Below are 25,563 nucleotides of genomic sequence, written 5' to 3'. Positions count from 1 at the left end.
CTTACATCTTCGTTCTTTTGCCCTCGCGGTTGGTGATCACCACGCCAGCTATCACCAAGCTGCCGCCTAGCAGCAGCGATGAGGTAGGGGTTTCTTGCAGAAATAGGGCGGCCAGGGCGATCGCAAACACCGGCACCAGGTTGATAAACACTCCGGCACGCGCGGGGCCGAGCTGTCGCACGCCATCGTAGTACCAGGTAAAGCCCACCGCCGAGCCGAGCAGGCCTAGGTAAAGCAGTCCGCCCCAGGTAGTAGGAGATGCGCTGGCGATCGCGTCTCCCAATCCCTCCTTCAGCGCTGGACCCAACAGCAGCAGCGTCCCAATCCCACAAGCGTAGGTGGTCGCCGCCAAGGGGGAAAGTTCTTTCATGACAGTTTTGCCCAGCAGGCTGTAGCCCATCCAGCTGACTACGCAACCGAGCATAAACAGTTCGCCAATGCCCACATCCCCCCGCAGCAGACGAGCTGGGTCGCCGTCACTAATCACCACCGCTGCGCCCAGCAGCGAGAGGCCAATGCCCAATAGCTTGACGCGGCTGAGCGGGTCTTTGAAGAAAAAGGCGGCCCCCAGGGCGATCGCCACCGGGTTGAGCGCAATAATCAGCGCCGCTCGCCCCGCCTCAACGGTTTTGAGCCCCGAAAAGAAAAACACGTTGTAGGCAAAGATGCCGGTTAACCCCAGCAGGGCGATGGGCAGCCACAGTTTTCGGGGTGGTTTGGGGAGGCTGCCCTCGACGGTGTAGGTGAGCACGATGAGGGCGAGGAAAGCGATCGCAAAACGACAGAAGGCCGCTGCAAAGGCTCCCATATCCTGCACCACCAGCCTACCAGCGATAAAGGTGCCGCCCCACAGCACCATGGTGACCAAAAGCTTGAGGTAAATAATCAATGGCGGCCTTCGCTTTGGTCTCTAGCAGTGGAAAAACTTCTTGATGTAGCAGCGGCGGTGCGTCGGCCAAGCGTGGGATATTACGGCTTTACTCGAAGTATTGACCAGCAGCTCAGCATCCTACAGGCGATCGCCGTCAAGCTGATGCTTAAGTGAGTCGCCGGCGTCGGCGATCGCCGTTTTCATGTGTCGATTCGTGTTTTTGGCAACAACTTTGGTAATGCGATCGGCTTGCTCAGGGGTTGTCCCCAACTGTACCAATCGGGCCTGGAGCGCACTGTTAAACGCTCTGGCCAAAGCTGACTGATGAAAATGCAGGGTAGCAAGGCGAGCTTCTTGTTCTGTTAGCTCAAAGATGCCCAGCGCTTTAACGGGAAGGGTGATGGTTCTAGCTTGGGGGGTGCCGTCTTTGGCAATCAGCCACTGCTCGATTTTGGGGTGCTGCTTGACAAATTCTCGCAAACTTTCCAAATATGCCGCCTGGCTAATTAGGGCTACCGACTGAGCCAGGGTCGGCTCTTTTTTTGTAGTCTCGCCATAGACCTTCAGCAGCCCAGTACTGATGGAAACAAAAGGTAGCGTTGCGCCGATGAGCTTGCCCAAGGGGGCATTGATCGCCTCTAGCAACGAATCAAGCTGGCTCACCAAAGAAGCTACTCGCCGCAGATTAGGACTTTTTTCCTTTAGCACCTCAGCCAGGCCCAGCACGGCATCGGCGGCATCGGCCGCTCTATCGGCGGTCTCCAACGAAGCCAGGTCGGGGTCGGTGGTGAGAAAGTTCCAGAGGCGGGTGGCCATAGCAAGCAGAGTCTTCTAGGGGATAGCTTCGGGCGGGTGCAGTTGGGAATGGGCTGAGGGTACTGATGGCTGGGTGTGCTTATTAGCCTAACGGCACCTACGACTAATGGCATAGTGCTAGGAATACTCAGTCGTCGCGATCGCTAACGTTTAACCGCCACACCTCGATAGAAATATCCGGCCACCTTGGGCACCTGCTTGGCGTAGGCGGCTTCCAGTTCAACCTGATCAAACTGCTGCTCGATCAGCTGACCCATGTCGCGATCAAAGTGACATCCGCCGGCAATGCGCTTTTGCAGCGGCGTCAGGCGATGCTGCCAGGCTTGAATCGAGGGTTCGTCACTGAGGCCGTGCTCGACAAAAAAGAACCGACCACCGGGCTTCAGCACCCGATAGATTTCGGCCAGCGCCTGCTCAATTTCGGGGATGCTGCACAGGGTAAAAGTGCTGACGACGCTGTCGAAGCTGTGGTCGGCCATCGGTAGTGCTTCGCCGCTGAGCATGCGATGGTCTACCGTGATAGGTGAGGCATTGATGCGCTGTTGGGCCAGACGATGCACCCCAGGGTTGGGGTCTACGGTGACGATCTGGCGCACCTGGTCGGGGTAGTATGGCAAATTTAACCCCGTGCCAAAGCCAATTTCGAGCACGTCGCCACTCACATCAGCCAATGCGTCCCGCCGATAGGAACCCAGGATAGAATCGGCCATGGAAAGCTCGATTAGGTAAGGCAGAATTCTGTCGTTATAAAGGCCCATAGTGGCTGCTGTTTCGCTGGTCCAGCGAGATTCATGCTACGGGGTTATTCTACACACCGCCCACTCACCGCACCAAAGCACCATGCCTCCAAAACTGGTCACTGAGCCTTCCATCGAAACCAAAATTGAGCGGATGCAGCAGCGGGTGCGGTGGCAGCACCGCCAGATCGTCGAGCGAGGCATTGACCAAACCGGCCTGGTGATTGACGGGCCGGGCGCCGAGGACGAAACGTTTTCGTTTTTAGTAGTGGGCGATAGCGGCACCGGGCGGCACCGCAGCGGCAGCCCCCAGCGGCAGGTGGCCGAGCAACTGTTGAAACACCTTGACTCGGCCCGGTTCACCCTGCACACCGGCGATGTGGTGTACTTGGTGGGGTCACGCGATCAGTATCGCTCAAACTTCATCAAGCCCTACCAGGAGTGGCTGATGGGGGGCGATGACTACCGCAAGATTGCCTACGATCGCATGGTGTTTAAGCAGCCTATTCTTCCGGTCCTGGGCAACCACGACTATTACGATCTGCGTAGTGTGGTAGGGCTGCTGTCGGGCATTAGCGGGCCGCTGCGCTATGCTCTGCGCTCTTACCTCGATTTGGATGTGAGCTGGCGCGGCTCTAACCGAGGAGACGCCTACGCCAGAGCTTTCTTAGACTACCTAAAGGCGGTGCCCGAGACTGGGCTGGGGGCGCATTTAGATACCCACTACAGCAGCAAGCTCGACGACGCGCGGGCGCTGACCTACCGTCCTAGCGAATTTACCCGGCTGCCCAACCGCTACTACACCTTTCGCTACGGTGGCATCGACTTTTTTGCCCTCGACTCCAATACCTTCAACCAGCCGTTGCCTATGGCCAATGGCGAAGCCGGTCGTAAGGAGTTGCAGCAGCAGTGTCAGCTACTAGAGGCCAAGAAAGATGAACTCCTGCGGCAGGCGGGCATTGGGGCGCTGACTCCCACCGATGAAGACGAGCAAGAAGAACGCACGGAGCGCATTGAAGCGATCGATGAGCAAATCAACGACATCACCAAGCAGCTCAACAGCTCTCGCCTGCAAACGGTGGATACGGAACAACTCTACTGGCTGCGCGATCGCCTGATTGCCTCCTGGCAAAACCCGGCGGTGCGCGGGCGCGTGCTGTTCTTTCACCACCCGCCCTACGTCACCGAGGCCACCAAGTGGGACCAGGGGCAAACCCTAGCGGTGCGCCATCACATTCGCCAAGTGCTCGATGCCGTCGCCGCCGAAGTGGCCGACATTTCCAAAGACCGCCCCCTGGTCGATCTGGTGCTCAATGGCCATGCCCACTGCCTCGACTACGTGCGCACGGGCGCTACTGGCCACGGCGATGCCAACATTCCCTGGGTGATCTGCGGCGGCAGCGGCTACAGCCTGCGTCGCCAGCGCAAAGAAGGCCCTGAGCTAACGGAAGACGACAATAACGGCACCCGCGCCGTGGCCAAATCTCACCTCTACCTGGGCCGCGGTGGTAGCCGCAGTCGCCTTAAGCGCCCCTACTCAGGCCTGCGGGTCGATGTAGCTGCGGGAACCCCACCCAAGTTGACGGTCGTCCCCTTGGTGGCCGAGAAGTACGACGGCGACTGGAAGGGGTATGAGATGGAGGGGATTGAGTTGTAGGGGTGTAGGGGAGTGATGGGGTAATGGGGTGATGGGTAAACGAATCGGCCTTACCCTCCCACCCCCTTACTCTCCTACCCTCCTACTCTCCCACCCCCCTACCCAGCGCCTTCACATCGACCGCATAGCCAGCGACAACTAGGTACACCGCGCCAGCGACGGTGCCGACTTGGCGGGTGAGGGTGCCGAGGCGATCGCGAAACAGTCGCCCGATTGGGTAGGCGGGCACTACGCCCCAGCCGGTTTCTTCGGAAACCAGAACCACGGTGCTGGGGGTTTGCCGCAGGCTTTCCACGAGTGAATTCACGGTGGTTTGCCAGGTGTCGTCGTCTTGCTCTAGCAGGTTGGCTAGCCAGGTGCCGAGGGAGTCGATCAGCAGGCAGTCTTGGGCGGTGGCTGAGAGGACGGCTTCGGGTAGGGCAACGGGCACTTCTTGCAGCTGCCAGTGGGTGGGGCGGCGATCGCGGTGCAGTTCTACCCGCTTTTGCCAATCTAAATCTGCTGGGTCAACGTTAGAGGTGGCAATGTAAATCACCGATTGACCAGAGGTGGCAGCCAGGGTTTCGGCCCACTCACTTTTGCCCGATCGCGCTGGGCCGGTGACTAAGGAGATGCGGTGGTCAGTTAGCAAGGTACGACCTTTTGAGCTAGGTAAGTTGTGTGGTTGCACGGGTTAAGTTCCCGTGGCAGTTACTCAAAGGGCTGTCTGAAATCTCGGGGTTTCTCAGGCATCCTAAAATCTCTCTCAGTCTGCTGGATAAACGCCTCGATTTCGTCCACCAGCCAGACTTTTTCGACTGTTTGCAGGGGAGTGCCAAACTTGTGCTGGTTGATGCCTTCCAGTAAGGCGATCGTATGCACGGGGCGATCGTTTTGGGTGTAGGCGGTTTGCAATTCTACCTTCGCTAGGTCGGCGGTATAGCCTTCAATTCGGCGGGTGCGACCCAGCATGCGGCGGGTGAGAGAAAATCGCTGGCGATCGATGCGCAGATGCACGTGGGCTAACAGGGCATTGACCACGCCGCTAATCATGCTAAAGCCGACCACCCAAAAGGGGATAGCAATCAGGCCAAACAGCAGCGACCCGCCGCCGGTAACGGCCCCAATTGTCCAGACCAGCACAAAGCCGTTCCAAAACAGACCAAACAGGCCAATGCCTGCGGTTTCACCCCTCAGACCCGGCGGTGGAATATAGATAGACAGCTCAGTTGGCGACGTTTGTACCTGCACGCGGGTGCCTACCGGGGGGCGCGGGGCCAGCCGGCGCGGAGCGGGCGGGGCAGGTGGGGCGGGCTGAGTTAGGGCCGCGAGGGCCACTTGCGCCGAGGCAAAGCGGTCTTCGACTAAAGGGTCAAGCAGCTGCTCAAGCCAGTCGGCAAAGGCGACAGACACCGCCACATAGGGGCGAAAGTTGATGCGCAGCCGCTCTTGGGGCAGGTCGGCAGGTGACTGGTGGGTAAGCAAGAACAGCAGCGTTGCCCCTAAGCTATAGAGGTCAGTGGCGGGCACGGCCTGGCCGCGAAACTGCTCGGGAGCCATATAGCCGTAGGTGCCGACCACCGTACTGCCCTGGCGGAGGCTATCGCGGTAGACGGTTTGCACAGCGCCAAAATCGACCAGGTAAATGTGGCCATCATCGCGACGAATGATGTTCTGCGGCTTTAGGTCGCGGTGAATAACGGGTGGATTGAGACCATGCAGATAGATCAGCACGTCTAAAACGGCAATAGCGATGCGGCGGGCTTCGGCCTCATCTACCCAACCGCCGCCTTCGACCCAGTCGGCCAGAGAGGTGCCCTCGGCCAGGTCTTGGGCCAGATAAAACCAGCGGTTGTCGGCAGTATCAACCTGAAAAAAGTCGATGTATTGAGGAATCGCGGGGTGATTGAGGGTTTTGAGAATGCGGGCCTCGCGCTCGAACAGCTCAATCTTCTTCCAATCTTGCAGGCCGCGCAGGGAAAGTTCTTTGAGGGCGATAGTCTGGCCTGTGGCCAACCGTTCGGCGGCGTAGGTTGTGCCGCTGCTGCCCTGGCCTAGGCGACGCAAAATTTGATAGCGACCGTCGATAATGGCGCTAGTAGCCTGGGTAGGTTCCATGGCAGAGGTACGATTTAAGATGGCCTATGCTTCCCTATTATGCCCCTGACAAAATCTGGCTGCGGCTGAATCTCAATGGTTGGTGAGACTATCTGAGGCGGCCGAATTGGGCCAGTTGCAGCCCTAAAATTTGTCTTTGCTGGGGTTAAGAGAATAATCCTAACGGTTTGACTTCTCTGCGAGACCAGAGGCCACTAGACTAGAGGCAATGTTGTAGCTGGGGACAGGCGTTGAGTGAAACGCAAAACACACCGAGTACCCTCGCCATAGACCGCAGGGAGCTGCAAGAGCTGGTGCGATCGCAGCTACAAGTGCTGCTGGAGCAGGGCAATTTGCCAGGGGCCAAAGCGCTGCTGGTGCCGGTGCGACCTGCGGATATTGCCGAAGCCATTGAAGACCTACCCGAGGCCATGCAGGCGATCGCCTTTCGGCTACTGGGCAAAGGTGAGGCGATCGAGGTCTACGAAAACCTTGACACTAGTGTGCAGCAGGCGCTGATCGAAGATTTCAAGCGCCAGGACGTGCTCGATATTGTCGACAAAATGTCGCCCGATGACCGGGCCAGGCTTTTCGACGAGTTGCCCGCCAAGTTTGTGCGCAGTCTGCTGTCTCAGCTCAGCCCCCAGGAGCGCGAAGCCACCGCCCAACTGTTGGGCTATGAAGCCGGTACCGCTGGGCGGATTATGACCCCAGAATACGTGGCCCTCAAGGAAGGCTGGACAGTTCTGCGGGCCCTAGACTACATCCGCAGCCGTGCTTTCGTCAGCGAAACCATCTACTACCTATTTGTCACCGATGCCGCCCGCCGCATGACCGGCATTCTCTCGCTGCGGCACCTGGTCACCGGCCAGCCTGAGCAAACCATCGGCGACCTGATGACCCGCGATGTGATCTCGGTACGCACCGACGCCGACCAAGAAGACGTTGCCCGCCTGGTGCAGCGCTACGACTTTTTGGCGGTGCCCGTGGTCGATACCGAAGAGCGTCTGGTGGGCATCATCACCGTCGATGACCTAATCGACGTAATTGAGGCCGAAACTACCGAAGACATCTACGCTCTAGGCGGCGTCCAAAGCGGCGGTGACAGCTATTTTCAGTCAAACCTGTTTGATGTGGCCCGCAAGCGGGTGGTGTGGCTTTCGGTGCTGCTGATTACCAATACCGTTACCACCGCCGTCATTCGCAGCCAGGAAGATATTTTGCAGCAGGTTGTAGCCCTAGCGGCCTTTATTCCCCTACTGATTGGCAGCGGCGGCAACGTGGGAGCACAGTCGTCTACGGTGGTGATTCGCGGCCTCAACACCGAAGAAATTAGCACTAAGCAGGCCCTCTCAGTGATTCGGCGAGAAGCGATCGCCGGTACCGTGCTAGGCCTAATGCTAGGGGCGGTAGTTACCGTCTGGGCCTACGTGCTCCAGGGCAACCTGCCCGTGGCTGTAACTGTAGGCATCAGCTTGGTAGCCATTTCTATTTTGGCCTCTACGGCTGGAGGTGCGTTGCCTTTGCTGTTTGATGCCCTGAAATTTGACCCAGCCCTGATGTCGGCTCCGTTTATTACCACCATTGTCGATGTGCTAGGGGTGCTGCTCTACCTCACCCTGGCTCGCCACATGCTGGGGTTGGCCTAGGCAAGAAATTGAGCAGGTCTTCAGGCCAGTGGTTAAATTTGGCGGTGCTAAAGGGTAGCTTGAACTGGGTTAGGGAGGAACGGCCGATTGCCCTTACGAGAAACGGCTTTTGATTCATACCCGTATCCAGCAATCCCAAACCTCTGCCTCTGCCCTCAAGCCCTGCCCCTCTGGCCATTCTGTTAGCCACGCTACTGATTTGCTTTAGGATAGAAGAACATAAAAGCCAGACTTGAGCCAATCGGGCAGTCTTTTTGCCCGGTTCTCGATACAAATGTTTACAATACTCCTAAAGGTCGTTGCCGATCAGACTAGCCGACTGCCCATACTTAAATAAGTTCGTTTCAAGCTAGCTCAGTTTATTGTTCCGCCTGCTCAGCTTCAGCCATCCCTAGCTAGTATTTTGGGATTATGGACTTAAACGGTTCGCCTACTCTGAACAAGCCTCCTCTCTCCAGCCCTGATCACCCTGAGCTCCCTGTGCTGCAAAAGATCAAGCAAGACCTCAAGAACGATCTAATTGCCGGACTGGTGGTGGTTATTCCCCTGGCAACTACCATCTGGTTAGCGATCACCATTTCGGCCTGGGTGGTGCGGTTGCTCACCCGCTTTCCCAAGCAGCTGACCCCCTTTGATGGTCTCAACCCTTTTCTGGTCGACCTAATTAACCTGCTGATTGGCCTATCGGTGCCCCTGCTGGCTATTTTGATTATTGGCCTGATGGCCCGCAACATCGCCGGTCGCTGGCTGCTGGATGTGGGCGAAAAAGTGGTGCAGTCAATTCCCCTAGCGGGGTCGGTGTACAAAACGCTGCAACAGCTGCTGCAAACCGTTTTTCAAGACTCGAGTACGCGGTTTAGGCGCGCAGTGTTGGTGGAGTATCCCCGTCGGGGTATTTGGGCCGTTGCCTTTGTCACCGGAGCCATGACGGCTACAGCTTCAGCAACCCCCAAGATGCTGAGCATTTTTGTGCCCACGACCCCTAACCCGACCAGTGGCTGGTATGCGATCGTGCCCGAAAGCGACGTCGTCAACCTGTCGATATCCATTGAAGATGCCTTCAAGCTAATTCTCTCGGGTGGTATTGTCGGGCCCAACCTGGCGGCGGCGGTTCCACCCGATCGCGTAGTATCCATAGGCAATGAAAGCCAAGCTACGGCCCCCATTGCTCTGGATCTAGGCGTTTCTGAACTTGCCCCCGACTTGGCCGAATATCCCCAGCAACTTTCCGTCTTGCCGGTAGACGAAGATTGCTAAGATATAGCCTGGTTCTAGCCCTGGGGTGAGGTTGGCCGTCGGTGTGCGTAAAACTTTGCCGGGTCAGTTTTGCCTTGGGAAGATCCTGCACCGCCGCTTCTGGGAGACATGACTATGCAAGCTCGCCGTATGGCCCGCGAGTTGGCCCTACTGGGCCTCAGCCAGCTTTCTGACAAGCCCGGCAGACTGGCGCCCCCAGACTTTGAAAAACTGCTGCTGGCGGCCATTCAAACCCTGACTGCCGAGGCCAAAGACGCCCTCGAAACCGCCGCCGATGAGCTGAAGCGGGGCAACCAACACCTAGTCGACAGCGGCACCCGCGCCAGCGATGTGGAGAAGGGCAGGGCTATGGTCGAAGAGGCGATCGCCCTCACCCAAACCGCCATCAACCGGCTGGCCCACGCAGTGGAGCTGCCCGAGTTCATTCGTCTCAGCAACCAGTCTGAGATCGAGGCCTTTGCCTTAGAGCTGCTCACCAACACTGCTAAGTACCAGACCCAGGTCGACAGCATTCTCGACGAAGCGATGGTGGCCTGGAACCTCAAGCGCCTGCCCCGCATCGATCGCGACATCTTGCGCCTGGCCGTAGTCGAAATGAACTACCTGGGCACCCCCGACCGAGTCGCCATCAACGAAGCGGTGGAGCTAGCCAAGCGCTACAGCGACGACGACGGCTACCGCTTTATCAACGGCGTGCTGCGCCGAGTGGTGAGCCGAGGGGATGAGGGTGAGGTAGAAGTAGAGGCTGATAGTCCCGTGGTGTAGGGAGTGGATGGGTGGATGGGTAGGGGGTGGATGGATTAAGGAAGCTAGCCAGCAGGTTGAGCTGGTTGGAGCCTGGTTCCGTCCATTCTGTTAGGAGGTCTCAAGCTCTGCTCGGGTGTGGATGAACGTACCCGTGGTTTGCCCTGAGAACGATACTATTAACAACAGTAACAACGTCCAAGGTAGCTCTGATATGGCTGGGTTCAATTGGTTTCAGCGCAGTTTTGATAAGTCTAACAGCGCCGATGCTGATGCTAAACAGGCTGAGGCTAAAGCCCCCGAACCCGCTCAGGCACCCACCCCGACTACCCCGCAGCTATCGTCAGAAGACTACCTGAAGTGGGCCAAGGCGGCCTACCAAAACATTCAGAAACAGCAGGCTGAAACTAAGACTGAAGATTCAGTTGCCGAAGCAGCGCCTGCTGAAGCGGAGGAGGAGGCTGTCGCTGCGGTGACAGAGACTGAGCCTGAAGCTGCTGAAGAGCCTGCGGCTGGTACGACAGCCATTGAGACCGAGGTTGCAGAACCAGCGAAAACATCGGCAGCCGAGCCAGATTCGGCCATTTCAGAAGCCTTAGAAACCGTCGAATCTGCCGTAGAAACCTCCGTCGTCGAACCCGCTGCTGAAGCTGAAGTCCCCATCGTAGAACCAGCAGCGGTGGAGCCCGAACCCGAGCCCGAACCTGCTGCGCCTCGTCCCTTCTGGGCACAGGCGGAGGAAGAACGCCTTCAGCGTCTAGCTCAGCTAGACGCAACGGCGATCGCAGAACCCGAGCCCGAACCTACACCCGTGGCCGCTGCAGCTGCACCCCCCGCTCCCGTTCTCCCCGATATTGATTTAGACGAAGCCTTTCTCTGGTCGGCAGAAGTTCTCGCCGCCCAGGGGCGACGGCCCGACGACATCTCGGCCGAAGAGATTACCTGGCTCAACAAGCTGCGCCAGGGGCTCAACAAAACTCGCCTCGGCCTGGTCAATCAGCTTAAGGCGATCGTTGGCCAGGGGCCGCTCAACGACGACGCAGTGACGGAAATTGAGGCCCTGCTGCTGCAGGCCGATGTAGGGGTTGCCGCCACCGACAAAGTGATTGAGGCATTGCAAGCTCGCATGCGCCAAGAGGTGCTGCCGCCCGATCAGGCGATCGCCTACCTCAAATCCATTCTGCGGGATATGCTCGATGCGCCCCTGGCTAACTCCCATAACCTAGCGTTTACCCCCGAGAAGGGCAGCTTTAATATTTGGCTGATGACCGGGGTCAACGGCGCGGGCAAAACCACCACTATCGGCAAGCTGGCCCACATCGCCAAAAAGTCAGGCTACAACACGCTGATTGCTGCCGCCGACACCTTCCGCGCCGCCGCCGTCGAGCAGGTCAAAACCTGGGGTGCCCGCAGCGATGTGGAGGTGATCGCCAACCCAGGGCAAAACACTGACCCGGCGGCGGTGGTCTATGACGCGATCGCCGCCTCCCAGTCTCGCAACATTGAGCTGCTGCTGGTCGACACCGCCGGACGCCTGCAAAACAAAAAGAACCTGATGGACGAACTGGCAAAAATTCGCCGCATCGTCGACAAAAAAGCCCCCGATGCCCATGTCGAAGCCCTGCTCGTGCTTGATGCTACCCTGGGCCAAAACGGTCTGCGCCAGGCAGAAGTCTTTGCTGAAGCCGCTAACCTCAGTGGCGTGGTGCTCACCAAGCTCGACGGTACCGCAAAAGGCGGCGTTGCCCTGGCGGTAGTCGAGCAGTTGGGGCTACCCATTCGCTTTATCGGTGCAGGCGAAGGCATCGAAGACCTGCGACCTTTCTCTAGCTATGAGTTTGTCGAAGCCCTGGTGAGTGGTTGAGCTTTTCGAAGTTGTTCATCGACTCGTGCCTCTTTAAAAGCGGTAGGTTTGTTGGCGACTAATCTCTAGTTTGCAGATTGATGGACCGGTTGATGGGCAATATTGAACATAGTCGAGTAATTATTGCTCTAAGCACGCCCATGGAACCTGAACAACGATTGGACTATCTCTACAAAGAGTATGTGCGGTTAAGCCAGCAGGCAGAAAACTATATTCAAAGCGCCTTTGAAGATCTCAAGCTGATGGGAGTGATTGGAGCTACCATCGCTCTTTGGAAACCCATCGTCGATTTTGTCGCGCTAGCGAAACCCGAAATTGACGCTAGCGGGCTGCTGTTTTTAGGTTTTCTTAGCCTGCTGCTAATTATTGCCATTATTGGGTTCTGGAATCTGATCAAGCAGTCTTTTATTATCTTTTTTGCGGATAACTTACAGAGCTACGAAGAAGAAATCAGAAAAGAACTGAGTGTGATCGAAGGGTCAGGTGTTTTTGGCCTCAACCTTGACAAAGAAGCAAAACTTCTACAGAGTTACAGATCTACTTTCGCAGCCTTTCTTTCGGTTTTTGCTCTAGCGACAACCTTTATACCTTTTTTAATCTTGGTTTCGCTCAGTGTCACCTATGCGTTGATTTATCTGGCGCTGTCACTAGTGCTGTTTGGAACGTATTTTCGAGTCCTTAAAAAGTCAACCCGAAGATTTCTTAAGCATTAGATTTTTCTTCGCACAGTAGCTAATTAATTCGGAATCATTAACACATTTTTTACTCTAGGAGAAGCAAAGATGAAATACTTCAACAGAGATTTATAAAACAACCTGTGAGGCTAACTACGGAGCGTTAGGCAATCCAAGATGGATTGACGACCAAACCATTTAATTCGAAAAAATCAGCGCCCTAATGTCGAAATAGACTCAGGACGCTGGTTATGTAGCCCTCTACGGCTAAGCCATCACATGGCGCTGGGTGAGCTTGTCGAGTTGCTTCACTAGCAGGCTAAGGAACAGGCCCACATCGGTTACCACTCCGGTAGATTCCAGCGAACCGCGATCGGCCAACTTGGTTACCACGGCAGGGTTGATATCAACGCAGACCATCTTCACGCCCGAAGGGGTCATATTACCCACGCCGATCGCATGCAGCATCGTCGAGAGCATCAGAATCAGGTCACAGCCTTCGATCAGACGAGCGTACTCAGCCTGAGCTTCAAGCAGGTTCATCTTAGTGTCAGGCAGAGGGCCGTCGTCGCGAATGGAACCGGCTAGAGAGAAGGGCACATCGTGCTTGACGCACTCGTAGAGCACGCCGCGAGTCAGCACGCCCTGCTCGACGGCGTTGGCAATGCTGCCGCAGCGGCGAATGCTGTTGATCGCTCGCAGGTGGTGACGGTGGCCACCGCGTACTGAAGTGCCCTGCTTCATATCAACACCCAGAGAGGTGCCCAGCATGGCCTGCTCGATGTCGTGGACAGCGATCGCATTGCCCCCCAGCAGCGCCTGCACATAGCCCTCGCGAATCAGCCGCCCCAGATGGTCGCCGCCGCCAGTGTGAATCACTACCGGGCCAGCCACTACAGCCACCTTGCCGCCCTGGTCGCGCAGGCGGCGCAAATCCCAAGCCACCTGTTCAACGATCAGCTCCACTCGGCGCTCGCTAGAGACACCCGAGCCCATAAAGCTAAATTCTTCGGTGATGGCGGCTGCGCGGCTGCGGTCCTTGGTGCTGCGCACGCTGCGAATGCCGTCGTAGCCGACAATTACTTGATCGCCCACCGCCAGGTCACGCAGCAGCTTACAGCTGGCCACCGGTTCAGTCTCCGACACCACGATCACGCCATCCATGCGCTGACCCTGCACCCGCACCCACTGCCCCCGCACCCGCACCTCAGTGGGGTAAATGGTGGAACTGTAGAAGTCGTCGGGGGCAACCCCAGCTTGGGTAATGGTCACCAGATGGGCGTCCTGCTGTTCCTCAGGCAGAGCTACCGCGCCCAGATCGATTAGCTGGGCCATAATCTCGTCCATCACCTCGCGATCGGGGGCCGAGACGCGAATTTCAGCCGACGAGGTGCTCTGGCGCTGCTCGCCCAGGTCAAAATTCAGCACTTGGAAGCTGCCGCCGCCCTCCATCACTAAATCCAGCGCCCGGCTAACCAGGCCCGAGTCGAGCAAGTGGCCAGTTATGGTGACGGTGCGAGCGATGATTCCTTTTTCTCCGGCGGGCTCGGGGTGCAGGGGCTCGGTGACCCGCAGGGTGAGGCACTTAGCTGCACCCCCAGCCTTAAGAAACTCAGTTAGGGGCGTTTCTACCACTTCAAAGCCCGCGTCGGCCAGTTGCGCCTTCAGCTCATCGCTGGCCTTGTTCATAATCACGGTGCGATCGATGTTCACCGAGTTACAGGCGAAATTAATGGCATCGGGTTCGTCGATGGCGATGCGCTTTTCGGGAGGCACCCGCAACTCAATCAGCCGGTTGGAGTAGGCGTCAAAGGCGGCGGGGTAGTAGAGCAGATAGCCACCCGTCAACGGACAAAAACAGGTGTCGAGATGGTAAAAGCGCTCATCCATCAGGTGCAGCGACAGCACTTCGATATTGAGCCACTCAGCCACCAGCCCGTGGGAATCTAGCTCGGTGCGAAAGCCATAGCCCGCCCACAGCCAACGCCCCTCGCGATCGAGCAGGGCATCGCCTGCACCTTCAAAGGGCAGTTCGGGGGGCAGGGTAAATACCTGGTGACCCTGAGCCTCAAACCATTCTTTAAAGAAGGGCTCCTCACCCTGACGCTCGGGGTGCAGAAAGCGGCTCAGCACCACCTGGTTACCCAAGATCAGCCCTGCGTTAGCGGTAAACACCATGTCTGGCCAGCCCTGCTGAGGTTTGACCAGATTGACATCAGCGCGATCGCTAATAACTTGGTAGAGGCTTTGCCACTGTTCTTGGGCAGCTTCAAGCGACGAGCGGTGAATGTTGCCCTCCATCCAGGGGTTGATGACGTAATCCACCTCGTAGTGGTGAGGGGCGCACATGAGAAAGCGAATGGAGGAGGTCATAGGAATGTGCCGACGTGAAGAGAATCAAAGCAAACAAACGAACCAGGTAGCGAAGGCCGTGCCAGAAGATGCTTAAACTAAGCAACGCTGGGGGCCAACATAACATTTTAGCCCTCAGCGCAGTCAGTATATTTGGTTGTCATGAGTCCCTGTGTATTACGGCAACAGGTTATCTACTCATGCTCTGAGGGCAGGTCAATGAAGAAGTGGGAATCCGTTAGGCGATTGCTGGTGATGATCGCGCTGGTTAGACTGCCGTGACGCAGACGACGGGCAGTAGCGAGCTGAGCGTTTCTAACTATGGGCTGCTCTTCAAAGCCATAGCTGGGTGCAGCAGCCACGCTTACGGAGACGGGCACTAGCGATGTGCCTGTCATTAGGTCAGCGGCCTCAGCCTTGTTGCCCGAGGAGTCAAACCCAACAGCTAGCATAAAAGCCGCTAGACCTATCACCAAGGCCAGACGAATATCGACAATTTGCAGCACCCAAAAGGCAGCGTCTTGGACAGAGGTCCGAAGAGTAGAAGATGACTTAGTGTCGTTAAACAAGGTTAAGCTCCTCGAAACGCCAGTGACCGGTGTAAGGATTCGCCAAGACCGGTAAACCGACGCATTGACTAACCTTTCAGGGCTTCTACTGAGGCATCCGGTATGGTTCGTGGACTACTCAATAGTTTTGCTTAAGTATTGTTATACACATAATGTCACTAAGTCACAAGATGTTGCGCCCAGCCAGAAATTGCTGCAAAGAGTTCTGAATCTACTCAAACCCTTGCAACGGTTGGGGTTGACGCTCTTCATAGCCGCTAGGAATAAACTTTTAGAAACCATAGAAAAACTCCTATAGCTCGATCTATTCCATTGGTTAGATGACTTTCATCTTGGCGTACTGCTAGGCAATAGCCCGCTATCCTAAATCGGATCTAGCCAAGGGGAGAAGATCCAGCCGCCGTCGAGCAGTTCTGACCAATTGCCAGAGGTGCGCCCAGTGATGGTCACAATCGAGCCATTGGGTACGGTTCTGACGAGGCCAAACTCAGTGCCTGGGCCATCAAACACGGAGGTTGAGTCCCCATCGGTGACCACCCGCCGCTGACTAGTGCCGCTAGGCGGTGGGTTCGTGGGGTCTGGGCTGGGGTCGGGTTTAGGGGAAGGCAGCGGCGTTGGTGGCTCAGTGGCGCGGTAAAGGGCCTGCCAGGTTGCCGCATCTACAACGCCGGTGACCGGCAGCCCATTCACCCGCTGAAACTCGCGCACGGCATTTTGAGTCGTCTGGTCATAGATGCCAGAGGCAATAAAATTGGACGGCAAAAAGCCGGCCTGGCGCAGCAGCCGCTGTAATTCCAGCACGTCGGCATTGGGAGTTGGACCGGGGTTAGGGTTGGGGTTGGGGTTAGGCTGGTTGCCGCCTTGAATAGGGCCACTGTATTGAATGTGGCCACTATCCACCCAGTTGCCGTTGGTGAGCTGCGCCCAGCCAACGCTAAATCGACCCGTTAACGCAATACGACTGCCGTTAACAAACTGCCCCACCACCGGAAAGTTGCGACCAGGGCCAGAGCGAATGTTGAGGGCAAAGTTCTGTGGAGTGACTACTGTGGCCAGGTTATCCGCGTTGCCGGGGGGAGTTACACCAGCTCCGGGAACAGGAGACCGGCTGACCAGGTTGCCTGCGACCCAGGTAGCATCGACTAGCTGCACCCAACCGTTGCGGCGTACTCCAGACAGTTGCAGGGCGCTACCTCGGCGCACACGACGATAGACGCCAGTGTTAGTGCCTGGTCCCCAGCGCGCATTGAGGGCGTACCCCTGGGGAGTGTTGACGTAGACGGTGCTGCCCCAGAGGTGCCCATTGGCCAAGGCCGGTGTTCCTAGGCCGCTACCTAGAACGATCGCCCCCGCCGCGGCCAACGACCAATTCCTCAAGGGCATGCTGATCACTGACGCTACCTGTGCTCCTTTGCCCTGCCCAGGTGCTAACTGCAAGGTTGAGGCAGAACCCGCTCGGACAGGATCAACATCTGGGTGCGTTTCCCAGAGGAGCCAAAGAAGGCTTTGGGCCAGGCTATCCATAGGTCAACGGTGGTGGCAGAAGGAATAGGCAAAACTACCTTAATCATAGTGGTTTTTGCCTATTCCCTGGAGATTTTCACAGAAAACGCGGGGTTGCTGGAGCGATCGCCCTAATCTAGCCAAAGACGTTCTACCCCAGCAATTCCCCGTTCTTAGGCGTAGGTTGGCCCCAGCGGTGGCACGATCAGCAGGGTGAGCCCATAGCGGCCCACCACCGTCACCCAGCTTGAGGGAGCTAGGGCAATACCGGCGTCAATGACGCCTTCATAGACTCTGGCGGGCCAGTAGGTGCCTTCGTAGTAGACCCGTCCCTGTGATTGGGCGGTAATGGGGCGCTCTACCCGCGCGGTTTTAGGAGTTTCAAAAAGTTCCAGAGTGTGGGTCAGATTCATCGCTATCCTCCCGGTGGTGTCCCAGATGGGGTGTGTACTTACTTGTTAGTGATGGTTGAGTGCAGGCTGTGACAGCCCAATGTGCATAGCGGTACTCCAGGGCCAGCATTCGAAGGACGGTGCTCCAAACCAGAGGCCGTAGGCTTTGGGGCAGCCCCAGTTCTAACAGGTGTTCTGAACCAGGGCTGCTCTAAACCAGTAATGATGGACGATAGAAGGCAGAGCCTTGGCTAAACGTCATCCCTGTGACAGATATTGAAGCGTTAGCCATCTAAAGACAGAGGGAGCAATGAATGGCTGTCGCGTTCCCCTCTCAGGAATTTTATCGGTGAAATTCACCAAAAATATGGCTGAATCGAAGGGCGATAGCCTCTATCTATCGAAATTGTTGCGCGCTTTGATAGAATTAGTTATGGTATAAACAACCAAAATACCGCCACTACCTCAATGCCCTATCCCACTCTTCTGGCTACCCCTGACAACTACGGTTTGCTGACGGATCTGTACCAGCTCACCATGGTGAGCTGCTACGCGGGTGAGGGCTTGGCCGATCGCCGGGCCAGTTTTGAGCTGTTCACCCGGCGGCTTCCCCCTGGCTACAACTATTTGATTGCCATGGGGCTGACCCAGGCGATCGACTACTTGAACAATCTGCGGTTTGCAGAACACCATTTAGAGGCCCTACGGCAAACGGGGCTGTTCGACCATGCCCCCGACGAATTTTGGCAGCGGCTGGCCGAGGGAGGCTTTGCTGGGGATGTGTGGGCTGTGCCCGAGGGCACAGCGGTCTTTGCCAACGAACCGCTGCTGCGGATAGAAGCGCCCCTGTGGCAGGCCCAAATTGCCGAAACCTACCTACTCAACACGCTCAACTATCAAACTTTGGTGGCCACTCGCGCGGCTCGCTTGAGGGATGTGGCCGGGCCTGACGCCAGGCTGCTGGAGTTTGGCACCCGTCGGGCCTTTAGTCCCCAAGGGGCACTGTGGGCAGCGCGGGCAGCCCTAGCAGCGGGCTTTGACGAAACCTCGAACGTGCTGGCGGCGGTGGCGCTGGGACGCCAGCCAGCGGGCACTATGGCCCACGCCCTGGTAATGGTCTTTACGGCGCTAGAAGGTAACGAGGACGAGGCCTTTGCGGCCTTCCAGCGTTACTTTCCCGGGGCGGCGCTGCTGATTGACACCTACGACACGGTGGCGGCAGCCAAGCGGCTGGCAGCCCAGGTGCAGCGGGGAGAAACCCAGGTCGCCAGCGTGCGGCTCGACTCTGGCGACTTGGTGGAACTATCAAAAGCGGTGCGATCGCATCTCCCCAACGCCAAAATTTTGGCCAGCGGCGACCTGGATGAGTACGAAATCGCTCGCCTCAAGCAGGCTGGAGCGGTGCTCGACGGCTACGGCCTAGGCACTAAGCTGGTGACGGGCGACCCGGTGAATGGGGTGTATAAACTAGTCGATATCGACGGTACACCTGTGATGAAAGAGGCCAGCGGCAAAACCACGCTCCCCGGATGCAAGCAAATCTTTCGACGCTATGAGGGTGGGCAGGCGGTGGGCGATCGCCTCGGTCTGCTCGAAGAAACTGCCGCCCCCGACGAAAAGCCGCTGCTTGAGCTAGTGGTGAAGCAGGGCCAGGTCGTGCAGGAGCTAGAATCGCTGGATGCGATCGCCGCCCGCACCGCCGCCTCGATGGCCAGCCTGCCCGCCGCCGTGCGCCAGCTCGAGCAACCGGCTGACTATGGCGTAGCATTGTCCGATGCCCTGGGGGATTTGGCGGCCCGCACCCGCCAGCATCCCCCCTCTCAGCCCTGAGGATGGCTCTCATGACCGCAACCAATTCTTCAGCGCTTCGCATCGCCCTGTTTGGCACCAGTGCCGATCCGCCCCACCAGGGTCACGCCGCCATCCTCGCTTGGCTGGCCACCCAGTTTGACCACGTGGCGGTGTGGACGGCCAACAATCCGTTTAAAGAGCACCAGACTCCCCTGGGCGATCGCTTTCGCATGCTGGAGCTGCTGATCGACGATCTAGCGGTGCCGCCCCAGCGGGTGCAGGTACACCCTGAACTCAGCCACATGCGCACGATGATCACTCTGGAGCGATCGAGACAGGTCTGGCCCCAAGCCGAGTTCTCGCTGGTGGTGGGGGCCGACCTGGTGGAGCAGCTACCCACCTGGCACCGAGCTCAGGAAATCTTCGCGGCGGCGAGCATTCTGGTAATTCCGCGCCCCGGCTACGACCTCACGGAGGCCGGCCTAGCCAATCTGCGCCAACATACGACCGTCACCGTGGCCGAGATGCCTGCGATCGATGTGTCGTCGTCCCGCTACCGCCAGTGCGACGGCATTCCCGCCGCCACCGCCCCCGAAATTCCCCCGGCGGTGCAGTCCTACATAGCCCAACACCACCTCTACCCATGTCCGCAAAACTCCACCGCACCTCTGACCACCCCCTAAGCCCGGTGCCCCTAGCCGACTTCAAAGTGGGAGTCGACAATGTGATTTTTTCTGTGGATACCCAGCAAAATCGGCTGATGGTGCTGGTGGTGATGCGCCACGACGAGCCCTTCGCGGGCTACTGGAGCCTGCCCGGCACCCTGGTGCGCCAAGGAGAATCCTTAGAAGCCGCTGCTTACCGGGTGCTGGCCGAAAAAATTCGCGTCAACACCCTGTATCTGGAGCAGCTCTACACCTTTGGCGGACCCGATCGCGATCCCCGTGAGTCGCCTCAGGCCTTTAACGTGCGTTACCTGTCGGTCAGCCACTTTGCCCTGGTGCGCTTTGAGGATGCCGAACTAATCGCCGACGGCGTCAGCGGCATCGCCTGGTATCCCCTGGCCCAGGTGCCCCAACTCGCCTTCGACCACAACGAAATTCTCACCTACGGCTACCGTCGGCTGCGCAACAAGCTGGAATATAGCCCGATCGCCTTCGACGTGCTGCCCGAGGTCTTTACCCTGGGTGATCTCTACCAGCTCTACGTCACCGTTTTGGGAGAAGGGTTTTCGGATTATTCCAACTTTCGGGCTCGGCTGCTCAAGCTGGGGTTTTTGCAGGACACCGGCCAAAAAACCTCTCGGGGTGCGGGCCGACCCGCCAGCCTGTATCGGTTTGACGCCGCTGCATTTGAGCCCCTGAAGGAAAAGGCGATGGTGTTTATTTAAGCGCGCGGGCATAGTAGGCCATGGCGCTGGGCATAGTCGGGGAGCCTGAAGGAAAAACTCATGGTGTTCAGTTAGTAGCACCGGATCCCCAGCTTAGGCCCAAGCCAATCTACTCAGGTTTGCCCTGGCGGCAGCGCCCCCTGGTTGGGTCAGCCCAGAGCAGGCAGCAGCTTAATTCATCCTTCTAGGAGTCGCCATGACCGAGCCACCGCAAGACCCCTTACCCGCTAATCCGCAACCTACCGATTCAGGTGCACCAGGGACAGAGCCAGCCTCACCTGTCAGCGATACCACCGAGCCACCGCAAGCCCCCCTGCCCGTCAATACCCAAGCTGCCGATTTAGGCACACCAGGGGCAGAGCCAGCCTCGCCTGTCAGCACTGACCAAACCACCACCACAGCTAATTCAGCCGAAAAACCTATGTTGGCGGCGATTGTTTCCGAGGCGTCTAAAAACCTTTCGGGCAAAATTTTTCTCGGCGCTTGGTTTGCCACCCTAGCGATCGCAGGAATCACGTTTTCGCTCTCCTACCTAAAGGCCAGCAACTGGCTCAATCGAGGGAAGGAGATTGGCGAAAAATCGCAACAAAGCTGTGTACAACGACATTTTCAAGGAATGATTCCCAGTATGTCTGAGGCCGAGGGCAGCATAGAAAGCGTTCGCCGTGACGCCATTGCCCAGAGGCAGGAGATCAATACCCGAAGGCTGGAGCTAGTAACCAAGCGCAACACTCTGCAAACTGAACCTCAGGACCAGGAAGCCGCTGATATATCTCAGTTTCAAAAGCAATTAGACAAGGAGAACATAGCGCTCAAGGAACTGGATAAAATCCTGCGAGATTTGGGCATACCAAAAATTTCTATTGGCGAAGTTAACCAACTATGGGAACAGGATCAGGCCATCCAAAAGCGAATCCACGTGCACTACGACATTACTAGAACCTTCTACGCAACTCACCAGGCGGGTTCTGTTGGCGCTGCTCTGGCGCTGCTATTTGGCAGTATTGTGCTGATTTTTATTAGTGGCGATATCTGGGAAGGAAAGATTAAAAACAACCCCGGCTTGGTGTTTCCTCTAATTCTTTTTGGCAGCACCTATGTGTTATTCCTAAACTTACCAACTGTGCTCTCCGCCGAGGAAATATACCAAACCAATCTGACCCAGTATATCGGCTATATAAATTTAGAAGAGGAGATTTGCACGGTTTTGGCCACCGAGCGCTTTGTGGGTGACCTTGACCAACCTGGCACCATTCAAGCAATTGAGTTTAATCGTTTGGTTCACTCCGTTGAGAAGCGCATGCGAGAGTTAAACACTCGAACTATAAGCTCAGATGTTAGGGCGATCGATAGTCTCAGGCTTGACCTAGACGCGCTTAGCTATCCCCGCAAATCTGTGGAGAAAACGAAGTGATGACGAAGACTAGGGCAAGTAGAAATAGAACCCTTCAACTCACCGAGCAAGACCGGCAGATCTTTAGTCAGCGGCTGGTGCGGCTGGCCGAGAGCGCAGTCCCGGAACAGCTCGTGGATAGGGTGATCTGCCAGGATATATTCGAGGCGCTGCCTCTACTGCCCCCCAGCTTTGTGGATCTGTTGATTGTTGACCCGCCCTACAACCTCACCAAAGACTTCAATGGCAGCAAGTTTAGGCAGTGCGATCGCCCCACCTACACCGCCTGGCTCGACAGCTGGATCTCCCAGCTAAGACCTGTGCTCAAGCCCAACGCTTCCGCCTATTTTTGCGCCGACTGGGCCACCTCAACCGTCATGTATCCAGTGCTGGAAAAATACTTTACCGTCAGGAATAGAATCACTTGGGAGCGTGAGAAAGGACGCGGTGCCCAAGCTAATTGGAAGAACGCTAGCGAAGATATTTGGTTCTGCACCGTCTCCGAAACCTACACTTTTAATGTAGATGCCGTAAAGCTCAAACGCCAGGTAATTGCCCCCTACAGAGACCTGGCCGGACAACCCAAAGACTGGGACAACACAGGTTCAAAAAACTACCGTCTCACCCATCCGTCTAACCTATGGACCGACATTACCGTGCCCTTTTGGTCAATGGCTGAAAACACCGATCACCCTACTCAAAAACCCGAGAAATTAGTGGCTAAACTGCTGTTAGCCAGTTCTAACCCTGGTGATGTGGTGCTCGATCCTTTTCTCGGCAGCGGCACGACCGCTGTGGTCGCCAAAAAGCTGAGGCGGCAGTATGTAGGCATTGAGCAGGACTCCGACTACTGCTGCTTAGCCGAAAAGCGTTTGTCCCTAGCCGAAACCGACCCCTCCATTCAGGGATACGCCGATGGCATCTTTTGGGAGCGAAACACCCTGTCAGCCCAGCGCAGTCGCCCCAAAAAGTCCATTTCCTAGGAAACCTGATTATTCCCCCGCCAATTGCCGGTAGCTGAAGCCTAAATTGCCGGCAGCCTCAAGACGATTACAACCAGCGTTTTGGTCGAAATCTTTTTTATCTATTAACTCCTATGAAATTTGCGATCGCCCAGCTCAACCCCACCATTGGCGACCTGGCCCACAACGCTCAGCAGGTGCTCGATGCCGCTCGCCAGGCCGATCGCCTGGAGGCCCAAGTGCTCGTTACCACCGAGCTGATGCTGTGCGGCTACCCGCCCCGTGACCTGCTGCTTCAGCCCAGCTTTATTCAAGCCATGGCCGACCAGCTCGACGCCCTGGCCGCCGAGCTACCCCCTCACCTCGCCGTGCTGGTGGGCTATGCCGCCGCTAACCCCAAGGCCCGCTACCACGGCGAAAAGCCCCTATTCAACAGCACCGCTCTGCTCCAGGGCGGCAAGGTGCAGCAGGTCTTTCACAAGCAGCTACTGCCCACCTACGACGTCTTTGACGAACACCGCTACTTTGCCCCCGGCCAGGGGCCAAGCAGTTTCACCATTCCCCTGGGCGACTGGGGCCTGCGCGTTGGCGTCACCATCTGCGAAGACCTGTGGAACGATGAGGAGTTTTGGGGCGGGCGCAGCTACCCCCGCAACCCGATCGCGGATCTAGCCGATGACCACGTCGATGTGGTGATTAATCTCTCCGCCTCGCCCTACTCGCTCAACAAAGCGCAGCTGCGGGCTTCCATGCTGGCCCACAGCGCCACTCGGTTTCGCTGCCCCATTCTCTACGCCAACCAGGTGGGGGCCAACGACGACTTAATCTTCGACGGCACCAGCATGGCCTTCAACCGCCAGGGCGATCTGGTGGCCCGCCTGCCCTCCTACCAAGCGGGGCTGGCGGTGGTGGAGTACGACCCCATCCAGCGCGACCTCTGTCCTGGAGACATTGCTCCCCTGCCCGCCGACGAAAACGAGGCGATCTGGTCGGCCCTGGTGCTGGGGGTGCGCGACTACACCCACAAGTGCGGCTTTTCCAAGGCAGTGATTGGGCTCAGTGGTGGCATTGACTCGGCCCTGGTGGCGGCGATCGCAGCGGCAGCCCTCGGCCCGGCCAACGTGCTCGGCATTCTCATGCCCTCCCCCTACAGCTCAGACCACTCGGTGACCGACGCGCTGGCCCTGGCTCAAACCCTGGGTATTGCCCACCAAACCCTGGCGATCGGCCCGCTGATGGCCGACTACGATCAGGTGCTCGACCCCCTCTTTGCCGGCACCAGTTCTGGCATTGCCGAAGAAAACATCCAGTCGCGCATTCGCGGCAACCTGCTGATGGCGGTTTCGAATAAGTTTGGTCACCTGCTGCTGTCAACCGGCAACAAGTCAGAAATGGCGGTGGGCTACTGCACCCTCTACGGCGATATGAACGGTGGTCTGGCAGTGATTGCCGATGTGCCCAAAACGCGAGTTTACGCCCTTTGTGAATGGCTCAATCGGCAGGTGAGCAGCGGCACTGGTCCTGTAGCTCCAGTGACTCTAGGTGAACTGTCGGCGCAGGTTGGCCACCTCACCGACGCCCTGATTCCGCAAAACATTCTCGAAAAACCGCCCAGTGCCGAACTCAAGCCCGGTCAGGTCGATCAAGATTCGTTGCCGCCCTACGATGTGCTGGATGATATTCTCGATCGCCTGGTGCAGCGCCACGAGTCGGTAGCTGAGATGGTTGCCGCTGGCCACGATGCAGCGGTGGTAGACAAGGTCTTGCGGCTGGTGTCGCGGGCCGAATTTAAGCGGCGACAGACCCCGCCCGTTCTCAAGGTGACCGATCGCGCCTTTGGCCTGGGCTGGCGCATGCCCATTGCCAACCGCTGGAAGAGCGAGGTGAAGCAATTGGCGACGGAGCCTGCTGAGCAACTGTTGGAGGCTTGATGGTCTTCGCGCAGCTCTGATTGGGGACTGATGGGAGCGATCGCCCCCTCACCCGGCAAGCCCGCCTAGAACGACAGACCCAGGGCTAAACAACTACTACCCTCAGCGGCGCTGACATTGTAAAGCTGGGCCTCAACGGTTGTGGCCACCACCAGCATGTCTTCGGCGAAGGTCGTGCCGTCGATACTGCAACTGCCTTTCAGCACGAGCAGATAATTGCCGGTGTAGGCATAGCTCTCCGAGGACGTGCTTTTGATGAATTGAGAACTCATACCGCCCTCGGGATCAAGAGGAATTTCGTAAGTGGAAACGCCATCTTGAGCTTCCTCAAACGGATAAATTGTCTCAAAATCGGGTTCAGCGGTGTTGATATTGACGGGGGTGTAGGCCTCGATCAGGTCGGTACTGGCAAAATCCGGTGGCGAAGCGTAGGCCAGCAAAAAGAAGCCGGTGCTGTCTGAGACTTCGTGGCCGCTACCCGGCGGGTTGAAGTAGAGCGAGCCGGTGGGATACACCCCCTTGGCATCGGTCTGGGTACCCGCGATCGCATAGACCGACTCAGTCATGGAATGGTAGTGCAGCCCCACACTGCCGTCGGGGATGGTGTACCACAAGATGCTGATGTGCTCGGTGTCGGCAGCACCGGAGAGAATCAGCTTTTCTAGATTTGGCCTAAAGGTAAAGAAGTCGTAGTTGCTGGGGTTGGTCGTCAGATCGTTTAGGTCGACCACGGTGGAGTTGCTGAGCCCTGAAGCGGTATCAATCGCCGCCTCCGGTATCTCCGCCGCTTCGGCATCTTGGGCAACGATGCCAACTCCCGCAAAAGCGACCAGCCCTAAGGCTGTCAGCGCTGTAGATTGAACAGATCCCATGGCCGCCGACTCCTACTCCAAAGGTTATGGAAGGCTGCACCATACCACGGTAGAAACTAGCAA

At 57.3% G+C, this 25,563-nt stretch carries 23 protein-coding genes; 13 read left to right on the top strand and 10 right to left on the bottom strand.

Annotation, left to right across the window (positions count from 1 at the left end; translation table 11 throughout):
- Position 1: 1 nt before the first annotated feature.
- The gene (locus H6F59_RS24005) at positions 2-889 is read right to left on the bottom strand and encodes a DMT family transporter (RefSeq protein WP_190706819.1); all 888 of its coding nucleotides are present in this window, start codon (positions 887-889) and stop codon (positions 2-4) included.
- A gap of 27 nt (positions 890-916) precedes the next feature.
- Here H6F59_RS24005 and H6F59_RS26880 point away from each other — a divergent pair, with 27 nt between their 5' ends.
- The gene (locus H6F59_RS26880) at positions 917-1,045 is read left to right on the top strand and encodes a hypothetical protein (protein WP_277882462.1); all 129 of its coding nucleotides are present in this window, start codon (positions 917-919) and stop codon (positions 1,043-1,045) included.
- Here H6F59_RS26880 and H6F59_RS24000 read toward each other — a convergent pair.
- On the bottom strand, positions 1,010-1,687 hold the full coding sequence (locus H6F59_RS24000; RefSeq protein ID WP_190706816.1) for a hypothetical protein: 678 nt from the start codon (positions 1,685-1,687) through the stop codon (positions 1,010-1,012). The genes H6F59_RS26880 and H6F59_RS24000 overlap by 36 nt on opposite strands.
- A 143-nt stretch (positions 1,688-1,830) precedes the next feature.
- Positions 1,831-2,445, bottom strand: a complete 615-nt coding sequence (locus H6F59_RS23995) for a class I SAM-dependent methyltransferase (RefSeq protein WP_190706813.1) — start codon at positions 2,443-2,445, stop codon at positions 1,831-1,833.
- Between the two features lie 82 nt (positions 2,446-2,527).
- Here H6F59_RS23995 and H6F59_RS23990 point away from each other — a divergent pair, with 82 nt between their 5' ends.
- Positions 2,528-4,081, top strand: a complete 1,554-nt coding sequence (locus H6F59_RS23990) for a metallophosphoesterase (RefSeq protein ID WP_190706810.1) — start codon at positions 2,528-2,530, stop codon at positions 4,079-4,081.
- Positions 4,082-4,163: 82 nt separating this feature from the next.
- Here H6F59_RS23990 and cobU read toward each other — a convergent pair whose 3' ends face one another.
- Both cobU and H6F59_RS23980 read right to left on the bottom strand, forming a co-directional pair.
- Positions 4,164-4,712: a bifunctional adenosylcobinamide kinase/adenosylcobinamide-phosphate guanylyltransferase gene (gene cobU, locus H6F59_RS23985; protein WP_190706807.1), complete on the bottom strand. Its 549-nt coding sequence runs from the start codon at positions 4,710-4,712 to the stop codon at positions 4,164-4,166.
- Positions 4,713-4,771: 59 nt separating this feature from the next.
- Positions 4,772-6,178, bottom strand: a complete 1,407-nt coding sequence (locus H6F59_RS23980) for a serine/threonine-protein kinase (protein ID WP_190706803.1) — start codon at positions 6,176-6,178, stop codon at positions 4,772-4,774.
- Between the two features lie 230 nt (positions 6,179-6,408).
- On the opposite strand from H6F59_RS23980, the gene mgtE reads away from it, so the two are divergent.
- The 5 genes from mgtE to H6F59_RS23955 all read left to right on the top strand — a co-directional run bounded on the left by mgtE (position 6,409) and on the right by H6F59_RS23955 (position 12,384).
- The gene (gene mgtE / locus H6F59_RS23975; RefSeq protein ID WP_190516040.1) at positions 6,409-7,806 is read left to right on the top strand and encodes a magnesium transporter; all 1,398 of its coding nucleotides are present in this window, start codon (positions 6,409-6,411) and stop codon (positions 7,804-7,806) included.
- A 480-nt stretch (positions 7,807-8,286) separates the two neighbouring features.
- Positions 8,287-9,063 carry a DUF502 domain-containing protein gene (locus tag H6F59_RS23970; RefSeq protein ID WP_190706859.1) on the top strand — a complete coding sequence of 259 codons (777 nt, stop codon included), beginning with the start codon at positions 8,287-8,289 and terminating at the stop codon, positions 9,061-9,063.
- A 114-nt stretch (positions 9,064-9,177) separates the two neighbouring features.
- Entirely contained in the window at positions 9,178-9,828 is a 651-nt protein-coding gene (nusB, locus tag H6F59_RS23965) for a transcription antitermination factor NusB (RefSeq protein ID WP_190706856.1), read from the top strand.
- A 193-nt stretch (positions 9,829-10,021) separates the two neighbouring features.
- Entirely contained in the window at positions 10,022-11,671 is a 1,650-nt protein-coding gene (ftsY, locus tag H6F59_RS23960) for a signal recognition particle-docking protein FtsY (protein WP_190706799.1), read from the top strand.
- A gap of 92 nt (positions 11,672-11,763) precedes the next feature.
- Positions 11,764-12,384, top strand: coding sequence for a hypothetical protein (locus H6F59_RS23955; RefSeq protein WP_190706796.1), 621 nt, complete (start codon positions 11,764-11,766; stop codon positions 12,382-12,384).
- Between the two features lie 228 nt (positions 12,385-12,612).
- Here H6F59_RS23955 and H6F59_RS23950 read toward each other — a convergent pair whose 3' ends face one another.
- The 4 genes from H6F59_RS23950 to H6F59_RS23935 all read right to left on the bottom strand — a co-directional run bounded on the left by H6F59_RS23950 (position 12,613) and on the right by H6F59_RS23935 (position 17,182).
- A complete protein-coding gene (locus H6F59_RS23950) occupies positions 12,613-14,718 on the bottom strand; it encodes a TIGR00300 family protein (protein ID WP_190516026.1) in 2,106 nt (701 codons plus the stop codon).
- Between the two features lie 173 nt (positions 14,719-14,891).
- Positions 14,892-15,266 (bottom strand): hypothetical protein, encoded by a 375-nt coding sequence (locus H6F59_RS23945; RefSeq protein WP_190706792.1) that lies wholly within the window; start codon positions 15,264-15,266, stop codon positions 14,892-14,894.
- 363 nt (positions 15,267-15,629) lie between these two features.
- On the bottom strand, positions 15,630-16,649 hold the full coding sequence (locus H6F59_RS23940) for a peptidoglycan-binding protein (protein WP_190706788.1): 1,020 nt from the start codon (positions 16,647-16,649) through the stop codon (positions 15,630-15,632).
- Between the two features lie 293 nt (positions 16,650-16,942).
- On the bottom strand, positions 16,943-17,182 hold the full coding sequence (locus tag H6F59_RS23935) for an NfeD family protein (protein WP_190516019.1): 240 nt from the start codon (positions 17,180-17,182) through the stop codon (positions 16,943-16,945).
- Between the two features lie 447 nt (positions 17,183-17,629).
- Here H6F59_RS23935 and H6F59_RS23930 point away from each other — a divergent pair, with 447 nt between their 5' ends.
- The 6 genes from H6F59_RS23930 (at position 17,630) to H6F59_RS23905 (ending at position 24,628) form a co-directional block, all read left to right on the top strand.
- Positions 17,630-18,991, top strand: a complete 1,362-nt coding sequence (locus tag H6F59_RS23930; protein WP_190706784.1) for a nicotinate phosphoribosyltransferase — start codon at positions 17,630-17,632, stop codon at positions 18,989-18,991.
- A gap of 11 nt (positions 18,992-19,002) precedes the next feature.
- A complete protein-coding gene (locus H6F59_RS23925; protein WP_190706781.1) occupies positions 19,003-19,635 on the top strand; it encodes a nicotinate-nucleotide adenylyltransferase in 633 nt (210 codons plus the stop codon).
- Positions 19,596-20,342 (top strand): NrtR DNA-binding winged helix domain-containing protein, encoded by a 747-nt coding sequence (locus H6F59_RS23920; RefSeq protein ID WP_190706777.1) that lies wholly within the window; start codon positions 19,596-19,598, stop codon positions 20,340-20,342. Before H6F59_RS23925 ends, H6F59_RS23920 begins: the two co-directional genes overlap by 40 nt.
- Before the next feature lie 196 nt (positions 20,343-20,538).
- Positions 20,539-21,756, top strand: a complete 1,218-nt coding sequence (locus tag H6F59_RS23915; protein ID WP_190706776.1) for a hypothetical protein — start codon at positions 20,539-20,541, stop codon at positions 21,754-21,756.
- Positions 21,756-22,718: a site-specific DNA-methyltransferase gene (locus H6F59_RS23910; protein WP_190706773.1), complete on the top strand. Its 963-nt coding sequence runs from the start codon at positions 21,756-21,758 to the stop codon at positions 22,716-22,718. The genes H6F59_RS23915 and H6F59_RS23910 overlap by 1 nt, the downstream gene beginning before the upstream one ends.
- Before the next feature lie 113 nt (positions 22,719-22,831).
- Entirely contained in the window at positions 22,832-24,628 is a 1,797-nt protein-coding gene (locus H6F59_RS23905) for an NAD+ synthase (protein WP_190706770.1), read from the top strand.
- A gap of 65 nt (positions 24,629-24,693) precedes the next feature.
- Here H6F59_RS23905 and H6F59_RS23900 read toward each other — a convergent pair whose 3' ends face one another.
- Positions 24,694-25,500, bottom strand: coding sequence for a cupin domain-containing protein (locus tag H6F59_RS23900; protein WP_190706767.1), 807 nt, complete (start codon positions 25,498-25,500; stop codon positions 24,694-24,696).
- Positions 25,501-25,563 lie beyond the last annotated feature (63 nt).

Origin of the sequence: Nodosilinea sp. FACHB-141 (assembly GCF_014696135.1) — a bacterium.
In the GTDB taxonomy this organism is placed as follows: domain Bacteria; phylum Cyanobacteriota; class Cyanobacteriia; order Phormidesmidales; family Phormidesmidaceae; genus Nodosilinea.
This window is presented reverse-complemented; position numbering and strand designations above follow the sequence as displayed.

What these genes read in the sequence shown, in the direction of transcription:
- H6F59_RS24000 (WP_190706816.1), bottom strand. Translation starts at nt 1,687, where the DNA reads ATGGCCACCCGCCTCTGGAACTTTCTCACCACCGACCCCGACCTGGCT.
- H6F59_RS23950 (WP_190516026.1), bottom strand. Translation starts at nt 14,718, where the DNA reads ATGACCTCCTCCATTCGCTTTCTCATGTGCGCCCCTCACCACTACGAG.
- H6F59_RS23905 (WP_190706770.1), top strand. Translation starts at nt 22,832, where the DNA reads ATGAAATTTGCGATCGCCCAGCTCAACCCCACCATTGGCGACCTGGCC.
- H6F59_RS23900 (WP_190706767.1), bottom strand. Translation starts at nt 25,500, where the DNA reads ATGGGATCTGTTCAATCTACAGCGCTGACAGCCTTAGGGCTGGTCGCT.
- H6F59_RS23955 (WP_190706796.1), top strand. Translation starts at nt 11,764, where the DNA reads ATGGGCAATATTGAACATAGTCGAGTAATTATTGCTCTAAGCACGCCC.
- H6F59_RS23920 (WP_190706777.1), top strand. Translation starts at nt 19,596, where the DNA reads ATGTCCGCAAAACTCCACCGCACCTCTGACCACCCCCTAAGCCCGGTG.
- nusB (WP_190706856.1), top strand. Translation starts at nt 9,178, where the DNA reads ATGCAAGCTCGCCGTATGGCCCGCGAGTTGGCCCTACTGGGCCTCAGC.
- H6F59_RS23915 (WP_190706776.1), top strand. Translation starts at nt 20,539, where the DNA reads ATGACCGAGCCACCGCAAGACCCCTTACCCGCTAATCCGCAACCTACC.
- H6F59_RS23940 (WP_190706788.1), bottom strand. Translation starts at nt 16,649, where the DNA reads ATGCCCTTGAGGAATTGGTCGTTGGCCGCGGCGGGGGCGATCGTTCTA.
- H6F59_RS23935 (WP_190516019.1), bottom strand. Translation starts at nt 17,182, where the DNA reads ATGAATCTGACCCACACTCTGGAACTTTTTGAAACTCCTAAAACCGCG.
- H6F59_RS23910 (WP_190706773.1), top strand. Translation starts at nt 21,756, where the DNA reads ATGACGAAGACTAGGGCAAGTAGAAATAGAACCCTTCAACTCACCGAG.
- H6F59_RS23925 (WP_190706781.1), top strand. Translation starts at nt 19,003, where the DNA reads ATGACCGCAACCAATTCTTCAGCGCTTCGCATCGCCCTGTTTGGCACC.
- H6F59_RS23990 (WP_190706810.1), top strand. Translation starts at nt 2,528, where the DNA reads ATGCCTCCAAAACTGGTCACTGAGCCTTCCATCGAAACCAAAATTGAG.
- H6F59_RS23980 (WP_190706803.1), bottom strand. Translation starts at nt 6,178, where the DNA reads ATGGAACCTACCCAGGCTACTAGCGCCATTATCGACGGTCGCTATCAA.
- H6F59_RS23995 (WP_190706813.1), bottom strand. Translation starts at nt 2,445, where the DNA reads ATGGGCCTTTATAACGACAGAATTCTGCCTTACCTAATCGAGCTTTCC.
- H6F59_RS23930 (WP_190706784.1), top strand. Translation starts at nt 17,630, where the DNA reads ATGCCCTATCCCACTCTTCTGGCTACCCCTGACAACTACGGTTTGCTG.
- ftsY (WP_190706799.1), top strand. Translation starts at nt 10,022, where the DNA reads ATGGCTGGGTTCAATTGGTTTCAGCGCAGTTTTGATAAGTCTAACAGC.